This is a genomic window from Brevundimonas sp., from assembly GCF_023259385.1.
Taxonomy (GTDB): domain Bacteria; phylum Pseudomonadota; class Alphaproteobacteria; order Caulobacterales; family Caulobacteraceae; genus Brevundimonas.
Genome location: NZ_JAHFPF010000146.1, coordinates 1 through 8,937, shown reverse-complemented (window position 1 = coordinate 8,937; position 8,937 = coordinate 1). Strand labels below are relative to the sequence as shown.

Below are 8,937 nucleotides of genomic sequence, written 5' to 3'. Positions count from 1 at the left end.
CCGCCATCGCCAAGGTCCGCTTCCTGGCCGAGCTTCGCGACACCGTGAAGTCCGCCGACGCCTCCGCCGAACCCCAGGTCGAGGAGCGCCGCGTCGCCGAGCTCTGGACCTTCGAACGCACCCTCGGCGCCAGCGACCCCAACTGGGTGCTGGCCCGCAACGAAGCCGCCTCGGCCTGACTGTGGGCCGCGCGCGCGCCGTGCGGATCCAGGGCGTCGCCGCCGCGCTGCTCCTGTCCCTGCTCGCGGCGTGCGCGACCCGTCCGCCCGTCGTCACGCCTGGGCCTTCGCCCGACGGCGGCCCCGCGCCGTCCCGGCCCCGACCGCCTGAACCCCGGCCGACGCCGCGTCCGGAGCCGCCGCGCGGCGTGAGTCCCGCGACCCTGCCCGGTTGGAACGAGGAGGACCATCTGTCGGCCTTCAACGCCTGGGCCGATGGGTGCCGCGCCGCCCGGGATGCCGCCGCCCGCGTCCAGTGCGACCGGGCCATGCACATCCGCCAGACCTCGCGGCCGGTGACGCCGTCCATGGCCCGCGCCTTCTTCGAGACCGGCTTCACCGTCGTTCCGGCCGAAACCGCCGACGGGCGTCCGGGCCTGCTGACCTCCTATTTCGCCCCGGAATACGCCGCCCGCCATGCGCGGGACGCCGACTTCGACATGCCGGTCCTGGCCGCGCCCGCCGGTTGGCGCCGGGGCCAGACCCTGCCGCCCCGCGTCGAGATCGAGGCCGCGCCGCCGACGCAGACCCTGGCCTGGATGCGGGCCGAGGACCTGTTCTTCATGCAGATCCAGGGCTCGGGCTATCTGACCTTCGAGGATGGATCCAAGGCTCGCGCCGCCTACGCCGCCGACAACGGGCAGACCTTCGTCGGCATCGCCCGTCCGATGGCGCAGCAAGGCCTGCTGCCGCAGAACGGAACCTCGGGCGAGGCCATCCGCGCCTGGCTGGCCGCCCATCGCGGGCCCGAGGCCCAGGCGGTGATGGCGCTGAACCCGCGCTACATCTTCTTCAAGCTGGACCCGGATGACGGCGGCGATCCCGCCGGGGCCGCGGGCATCCCCCTGCCGGCCCGCCGCGCCATCGCGGTCGATCCGTCCCACTGGCGCTATGGCGACCTGGTCTGGATCAGCGCCGACGGCGGCAACCTGCCCGGCGCGCGCGGCAGCTATCAGGGGTTGGTGGTGGCGCTGGACACCGGCTCGGCCATCCGCGGCCCGGTCCGCGCCGACCTCTACATGGGCCGGGGCGACGCGGCCGGCGCGGAAGCTGGCGCGGTCAGGCATCCGCTCCGGATGTGGCGGCTGGTTCCCAAGGCGAGCTAGGGGCGCCCAAGAGCTTTCCTGAAGGCGCGAGGATTGCGTAGGACCAGTCTGAAGCTCCGGCCATCGTCGAATTCGACGACGATGAAGTCGCGAAGGATCCCGGACCACTCTCCGACCCGCCGGATCCGCGAAACCGGAACCCGTATCTCCAGACCGTAGATTTCCGGCAGGAACATCAGGTTGAAGGGAAAGAAGGGTGTGACGACAAGCTCATGGCCGGTCACTGCCACGATCAGACACCGATTGGCGTGGCCGATCCGACTGAGCCAGTGGCTGTCGTTCACTCCCGATGCGGCCCGTTCGACGAAGAGCGCGCTCTCAGGCGTGCGAGGGAAGATCGGCTTGTCGTGAATCCGCCGATAGATGATCGAGGCCGTGATCCAGCCTGCGATCCACAGAAACGGAAAGAAGACGACCCAGACCAGTTCGGGCGCTTCATTCACCGCCGCTTCAGCCCACCCAGCAGGCCGCGAAGCAGCTCCCGCGTGATCGTGCTCCCCGCCGTGCGCAGCACCGACTTGGTGGCCGCCTCGATCGGGGTCTCTCGCGTCGAGCGTCGAGCCGGAGCCCGCGACCGGGCGGCTTCGCGCTCATACTGCGCCTGCTGTCGGGCCTGCTCCTTCTCGCGGGCGGCGGCGGCCTTCTCGGCGTCCTTCGCGGCGATGGCGTCGGCCTTTGCCTGGGCTTGGGCGCGGGCCTCGGCCAGCTTGGCTTCGGCCGCGGCATGGTCGGCCTCGCCCCGGCGCGCGGCCAGGATTTCCTCGGCGGACTCGCGGTCCACCACCGTCTCGTACAGGCCCCGCACCGGACTGGCGGCCATGACCTGCGCCCGTTCGGCGTCGGTTGCCGGTCCCAGGCGGCTGTCCGGCGGACGGATGGCGGTGCGCCCGACGATGTTCGGCGCGCCCTTCTCGTCCAGGGTCGAGACCAGGGCCTCGCCCACGCCCAGACCCTGGATGGCCTCGGCGGTGTCGAAGGCGGGATTGGGCCGGAAGCTCTCGGAAGCGGCCTTCAGCCCCCTTTGCTCGGACGGGGTGTAGGCGCGCAGCGCGTGCTGGATGCGGTTGCCCAGCTGGGCCAGCACGCTGTCGGGAATGTCGGCCGGGTTCTGGGTGACGAAGTAGACGCCCACGCCCTTGGAGCGGATCAGGCGCACGACCTGTTCGACCTTCTCGCGCAGGGCGTCCGGCGTGTCGTTGAACAGCAGGTGGGCCTCGTCGAAGAAGAAGACCAGCCGTGGTTTCTCCGGATCGCCGACCTCGGGGAGCTGCTCGAACAGCTCGGACAGCAGCCACAGCAGGAAGGCCGCGTACAGGCGCGGGCTGTTCATCAGCTTGGTCGCGTCCAGCACATTGACCTGGCCCCGGCCGTCCAGGCCGGTGCGCATCATGTCTTCCAGCTTCAGCGCGGGCTCGCCGAAGAAGGCCTTGCCGCCCTGTTGCTCCAGCTGCAGCAGGGCGCGCTGGATGGAGGCGATGGAGGTCGGGGCCACATTGCCGACCTCGCGCCCGATCCGCTCGGCGTTCTCGCCGACATAGACCAGCATCGCGCGAAGGTCGTCCAGATCCAGCAGCAGCAGGCCCTCGGCGTCGGCGACGTGGAAGACCACCGACAGCACGCCTTCCTGCACCTCATTGAGGTTCAGCATGCGCGCCAGCAGCAGCGGCCCGATCTCGCTGACGGTGGTGCGGATGGGGTGACCCTTCTGGCCGTACAGGTCCCAGAAGACCACCGGAGCGGCCTTCGGGGTGAGCGTCAGCCCCATGCCCTGGGCCCGGGCCAGCAGCTTCTCGTTCGGCGATCCGGGCAGGGCGATCCCCGACAGGTCTCCCTTCACATCGGCGCAGAAGACCGGCACCCCGGCGTCGGAAAAGCCCTGGGCCATGATCTGCAGGGTCACCGTCTTGCCGGTGCCGGTGGCGCCGGCCACCACCCCGTGCCGGTTGGCGCGGCCATACAGCAGGATTTCGGGCTTGTCGGTCCCGTCCTGCGAGGACTGGCCGAGGAAGACGCCGGTATCGGTCATGGGAACTCCGGGGTGTGGGCGGCGCTCATGCTCCACCGGCAAGGCCGCCGGTTCAAGGGCGATTGACGCCGCCTCGCGAGACCTTGACCATATGCCGATGAAGCCGCCGATCACCCTTCCGACCTCGACCGTGGCGCGCAACGCCCTCGTGGCCCTCGCCGTGGTCGCCGTGGGCGCGGCGGTCTACTGGCTGGCCGACATCCTCACGCCGCTGGCCATGGCCATCTTCCTGCTGATCATGATCGACGGGGTGAAGCGGACCATCGAGAAGCGGACCCGACTGCCTTCGCACGTGGCCGGCATCTCGGCCCTGCTGGTCGTCGTCCTGGGTTTCGTCGCCTCCATCGCCTTCATCGTGAACGGCGCCTACGGATTCTTCAGCGACGCATCGGGGGTTTCGGCCAACATCGGGCCGCGCCTCGACCAGATCCTCGAGGACGGTTCCCGCCTGGTCGGCGTGACCACCCCGCCGACCACCACCGACCTGATCGCCCAGATAGACGTGCGCGGCTACCTCATGGCCATCGCCGGCCAGGCCCAGGGCGTCGTCGGCGGCGCCGTCTTCGTGATGATCTATCTGGGCTTCCTGCTGGCTTCACAGAGCGGCTTCCGCCGCAAGCTGGTCGGTCTGTTCCCCGACCGCACCGCCCGTGGCGAGGCGCTGGAGGTGTTCCAGCGCGTCCGCGGCGGGGTCGAGGGCTATCTTTGGGTCCAGGCCGTCACGGGGGTGATGATCTGCGCCGCGGCCTGGATCCTGATGCGCATCGTGGGTCTTCAGAATGCGGAGTTCTGGACCTTCGTGATCTTCATCGTCGGTTTCATTCCGGTGCTGGGCGGCGCCATCGCGGGTCTGGTCCCGCCGCTGTTCGCCCTGGTGCAGTTCGAGACCTACTGGCAGGCCATGGTCCTGCTGGGCGGACTGCAGGCGATCCTGTTCATCAGCGGCAACTTCATCCAGCCGCGCATGCAGGGCGACAACCAGAACATCGACCCGGTGGTCGTCCTTCTGGCCCTGGCCTTCTGGGGCAAGGTCTGGGGCGTGGTCGGCATGTTCCTGTCCACCCCGCTGGCGGTCATGGCCATGGCCATCCTGGCCGAGTTCCGGGGGTCGCGCTGGATGGCCATCCTGCTGTCCGGCGACGGCGAGCCCTATGCGGAGAAGGAAACGGCCGCGAGCAAGCCGAAACGGCGCCGCGTCAACCCGCCGCAGTTAAAGGACGAATGACGGACTTGGGCGCCCTTGATTGGTCACAAGCGGCGCCTATCTCCCCTCTGTCGCCGCGGGCCCCCCTCCCCCCCAAGCCCGCGGTTGAAGCGATCGGCGCCAACCCTCCCCCTCCTGGGCGCCGGTCCGAAGCAGGCCGCCGAACGCAAGTTCGGCGGCCTTGTCGTTTCCGCCAGGGCGTTCCTGTTTTCGCGTCATTCCGGCCACAGCTGATCCGCAACCCGGAAACGGGATCGGAACAGGGGTGGGCCGGCGCCGTTCAACCCCCCGTCGGCGGGGGCCTACAGTTCTGAACGCGAAAGACTATTCGATGAAATTCCTCCTCCCCGCCGCCTCCCTGTCCCTTCTGATGGCGGGGGTCGCTGCGCCGGCCCTCGCCCAGTCATCCCCCGACTGGAGCGGCCCCTACATCGGCGTCTACGGCGGCGCTCTCGACAACAAGCAAGACGACGGCGAGACCCTTGTCTTCGACCGCAATCTGGACGGGGTGTTCGGTGAAACCGTCACCACCGCGGCCGCGGCGAATGCGTTCGCCCCCGGCTTCTGTGATGGCGGCGCCTCGGGTGATGCGGCCGCCAGCGGTTGCAACAGCGACAACACGGGCGTCGAAGGGTCGGTCCGGGCCGGCTATGACTGGCAGTTCGGCTCCATCGTCGCCGGCCTGGCGGCCGAATGGAGCGCGACGGACGTCTCCGACACCGTCACCGGCTTCAGCAGCACTCCGGCCAGCTACGTCTTCAAGCGTGAGCTGACCGACATGGCCGCCCTGCGCGCCCGCCTCGGCTACGCCACGGGTCCGGCCCTGGTCTACGTCACCGGCGGCGCGGCCCGCGGCAGCATCGAGAACAGCTTCCGCACCACCAACACCGCCAACAGCTTCGTGACGCAGAAGGACGAGGACAAGGCGGATGGCTGGCAGGCCGGCGCGGGCCTGGAATGGCGCCTGGCGCCCAATCTGTCGGTGACCGGCGAGTACCTGTACACCTCGCTGTCGACGGACGACTATGTCGTGCGCGCCGGCAACACCGGCACGACCCCGGCCACCAACCCCTTCATCCTGGCGCCCAATACGACGGGCACGGACATCGCGCGCAGCAGCGACGAAATGAAGCTGCACGCCTTCCGGATCGGCATGAACGTCCGCTTCTGATCCGTTCCTGAGTGATCACCGATAACCGGCGCCGGCCCCCGCAAAGGGCCGGCGCCGCCGTTTTTGGGGGTTCACGCTTCGGTCAGGCTGGCCTAGGACCGCCACCGACGGACCGGATGCTTGCCCCCGCGCGCAACCGGCCTAGTCTGCCTTCTGAAACCGGCGGCCCGCCCGGGCCGCGCCATACGAGACCTGTCCATGTCCGGCGCCACCGCCCCCACGCTCCCTCAGGCGATCAACCTGGAGGCGCTGGAGGCGAATTTCGCAGCCGCGAACGGCCATCCGCCCGGCCCGGCCGAGAAGGCCTACCTGTCCCAGGTGCTGGAGGACTACGCCGCCGACGAGACGCCGGAGCTGGACGGCGCGGACCTCGCCGCCCTGCTGGCCACGGTGTGGCGTTCGGTCGCCGAACACGATCCCGCGGCGCCGGCCCGCATCAGCGTCGGGCCGCACACCGGCGCGACGGGCGCGGCCTCCGGCTATGACGTCCTGACGATCGTTCAGAACGACAAGCCCTTCCTGGTCGACAGCGTCATGGGCGAGCTGGCCGAGGCCGGCGTCACCGTCCGTTCGATGTTCCACCCGATCGTCGAGGGGCCGACCGGCCGCGTCTCGGTGATCATCGTCGTCATCGACGCCCTGCCCCAGGAGCGCCGTGACGCTCTGGGCGAGGCCATGGCCCAGACCCTGGCCGATGTGCGCTCGGCCGTGACCGACCACGGCGCCATGAACGACCTGATCAGCCGTTCGATCGCCCACCTCGAAACCTCGCCTCCGGGCGTCGACGCCGAGGTTCTGGCCGAGAACCTGGAATTCCTGCGCTGGCTGGCGTCGGATCACTTCGTCTTCCTCGGCGCCCGCGACTACGACTATCCGCGCGGCAAGAACGGCGAGTACGAGGCCGAGGCGCCCCTGTCGCAGTCCGGCGTCGGCGTGGGCGTTCTGGCGGATCCCGAGCGCACCGTGCTGCGCCGCGCCTCCGAACCGGCGGTCCTGACCAAGCAGATGAAGCGCCAGCTGGACCTGTCCGAGCCGGTCACCGTCGCCAAGGCCAACGTCCGCTCGCGCGTCCACCGCCGGGCCTACATGGACTATGTCGGGGTCAAGCGTTTCGGAGCCGACGGGCGCCCCTCGGGCGAGACCCGCTTCGTCGGCCTGTTCACCGCCGAGGCCTATGACAAGGCCGCGTCAGAAGTACCGCTGATCCGCCGCAAGGTGGCCAACGCCCTGGCCCGCGCCGGCAAGCTGGAAGGCACCCACAGCTACAAGCGCCTGAAGAACATCCTCGAGAACTATCCACGCGACGAGCTCTTCCAGATCACCGAGGACGAACTGCTCGACATCGCCTTGGGCATCCTGCACCTGCACGACCGCCCGCGGATCAAGACCTTCACCCGCAAGGATCCGTTCGACCGTTTCGTCTCGATCCTGGCCTTCATCCCGCGCGAGCGCTTCGACGCCTCGGTCCGTGAACGGATCGGCGCCATCCTGGCCCGCGCCTGGGGCGGCCGGATGTCGGCCTGGTATCCGCAGCTGTCGGACCAGCCGCTGGTCCGCATCCACTACATCATCGGCGTGACCCCGGGCGATCATCCGTGCCCGGATCAGGCCGCGCTGGACGCCGAAGTCGCGGAGGCCGGCCGAAGCTGGATCGACCGTTTCGAAAGCGCCCTGCGCGCCGCCGACGTGGAAGAGGTCTCGGTCGGACCGGTCAGCGCCCGCTGGGCCGACGCCTTCGGGGCCGGCTATCGCGACCGCTATGACGCGGCCGAGGCCGTCGCCGACTACCAGGCCATCGACACGCTGAACGCCTCGGGCGAGGTCGGCGCCGGGGAACCGGTGGCCGTGCGCGCCTTCCGCAATGCGTCCGACGGCCCGCTGAACTTCCGCTTCAAGCTGTACCGTCGCGGCTCGGCCGTGCCGCTGTCCGACGTCCTGCCGATCCTGGCGGACATGGGGCTGAAGACGCTCGAGGAATGGGGCCACGCCCTGAAACCCGCGGGCGACGCCGAAATCCACGTCCACGAATTCCTGCTCGAGGACCCGCGCGGCGGCGACCTCAGCTTCGGCACGGTCAAGGACCCGTTCGAGGCCGCCTTCGCCGCCGTCTGGAACGGCCGCACGGAAAGCGACGGCTTCAACCGCCTGGTGCTCGAACTGGGCGTGGGCTGGCGTGACGCGGCCCTGATCCGCACCCTGGCCCGCTACCGCCAGCAGACCGGCCTGGATCCGTCCCAGGCGGTCCAGGAAGAGGCGCTGCGCGACTATCCGGCCGTGGCCCGCGCCATCCTGGCCCTGTTCGACGCCAAGTTCAGCCCGGCCGTCGGTGGTGATGCGGCGGCGCGCGAGGCGGCGGTCGCCGATCTGGCCGGCCACATCAACGACCTGCTGCAGGACGTGAAGAGCCTCGACCACGACAAGGCGCTGCGCCGCCTGTCCCTGCTGGTCCAGGCGATCAAGCGGACCAACTACTATCAGCCGGGTCCGGACGGTCAGTCCAAGCCCTACATCTCGATCAAGATCGCCTCGCGCGAACTGGTCGACCTGCCCCTGCCCAAGCCGTTCCGCGAGATCTTCGTCTGGGCGCCCTACATCGAGGGGGTGCACCTGCGCTTCGGCCCGGTCGCCCGCGGCGGCCTGCGCTGGTCGGACCGCCGCGACGACTTCCGCACCGAGGTGCTCGGCCTGGTGAAGGCCCAGCAGGTCAAGAACGCCGTCATCGTGCCCGTCGGCTCCAAGGGCGGCTTCTTCCCGAAGAAGCTGGCCGAGATCGTCCGCGCCGGCGGCGACCGAGACGCCCAGCAAGGGGAGGCCATCCGCGCCTACAAGACCTTCCTGTCCGGCCTGCTCGACGTCACTGACAACATCGCCAAGGACGGCTCCGTCGTCCCGCCGGCCGCCGTGGTGCGCTGGGAAGGCGACGATCCCTATCTGGTCGTGGCCGCCGACAAGGGCACGGCGACCTTCTCCGACATCGCCAACGGCGTCTCGGCCTCGTACGGCTTCTGGCTGGACGACGCCTTCGCCTCAGGCGGGTCGGTCGGCTACGACCACAAGGTCATGGGCATCACCGCTCGCGGCGCCTGGGAATCGGTGAAGCGGCACTTCCGCGAAGAGGGCAAGGACATCCAGTCCGAACCCTTCACCGTGGTCGGCGTCGGCGACATGTCGGGCGACGTGTTCGGCAACGGCATGCTGCTGTCCAAGGCGAT

General features: G+C 69.6%; 7 protein-coding genes. 5 read left to right on the top strand and 2 right to left on the bottom strand.

The features are described from left to right. Positions 1-5: 5 nt before the first annotated feature. Together Q0C81_RS11895 and Q0C81_RS11890 are read left to right on the top strand one after the other, a co-directional pair. On the top strand, positions 6-179 hold the full coding sequence (locus tag Q0C81_RS11895) for a hypothetical protein (RefSeq protein WP_291837986.1): 174 nt from the start codon (positions 6-8) through the stop codon (positions 177-179). Positions 180-367: 188 nt separating this feature from the next. After that, complete coding sequence (locus Q0C81_RS11890; RefSeq protein WP_367118013.1) at positions 368-1,324, top strand: MltA domain-containing protein; 957 nt, start codon at positions 368-370, stop codon at positions 1,322-1,324. Here Q0C81_RS11890 and Q0C81_RS11885 read toward each other — a convergent pair. After that, entirely contained in the window at positions 1,321-1,767 is a 447-nt protein-coding gene (locus Q0C81_RS11885; RefSeq protein ID WP_291837980.1) for a hypothetical protein, read from the bottom strand. The genes Q0C81_RS11890 and Q0C81_RS11885 overlap by 4 nt on opposite strands. Further along, a complete protein-coding gene (locus tag Q0C81_RS11880; RefSeq protein WP_291837977.1) occupies positions 1,764-3,350 on the bottom strand; it encodes a helicase HerA-like domain-containing protein in 1,587 nt (528 codons plus the stop codon). The genes Q0C81_RS11885 and Q0C81_RS11880 overlap by 4 nt, the downstream gene beginning before the upstream one ends. Positions 3,351-3,447: 97 nt before the next feature. Here Q0C81_RS11880 and Q0C81_RS11875 point away from each other — a divergent pair, with 97 nt between their 5' ends. The 3 genes from Q0C81_RS11875 to Q0C81_RS11865 all read left to right on the top strand — a co-directional run. Then, positions 3,448-4,575, top strand: a complete 1,128-nt coding sequence (locus tag Q0C81_RS11875; RefSeq protein WP_291837973.1) for an AI-2E family transporter — start codon at positions 3,448-3,450, stop codon at positions 4,573-4,575. A 310-nt stretch (positions 4,576-4,885) separates the two neighbouring features. Continuing rightward, a complete protein-coding gene (locus tag Q0C81_RS11870) occupies positions 4,886-5,725 on the top strand; it encodes an outer membrane beta-barrel protein (RefSeq protein WP_291837970.1) in 840 nt (279 codons plus the stop codon). A gap of 198 nt (positions 5,726-5,923) precedes the next feature. Continuing rightward, a partial coding sequence (locus Q0C81_RS11865; RefSeq protein ID WP_291837967.1) for an NAD-glutamate dehydrogenase domain-containing protein occupies positions 5,924-8,937 on the top strand: 3,014 nt, incomplete at its 3' end.

Bases quoted from the DNA above. Each gene is read 5' to 3' on its own strand.
- Q0C81_RS11880 (WP_291837977.1), bottom strand. From the start codon at position 3,350: ATGACCGATACCGGCGTCTTCCTCGGCCAGTCCTCGCAGGACGGGACC.
- Q0C81_RS11875 (WP_291837973.1), top strand. From the start codon at position 3,448: ATGAAGCCGCCGATCACCCTTCCGACCTCGACCGTGGCGCGCAACGCC.
- Q0C81_RS11870 (WP_291837970.1), top strand. From the start codon at position 4,886: ATGAAATTCCTCCTCCCCGCCGCCTCCCTGTCCCTTCTGATGGCGGGG.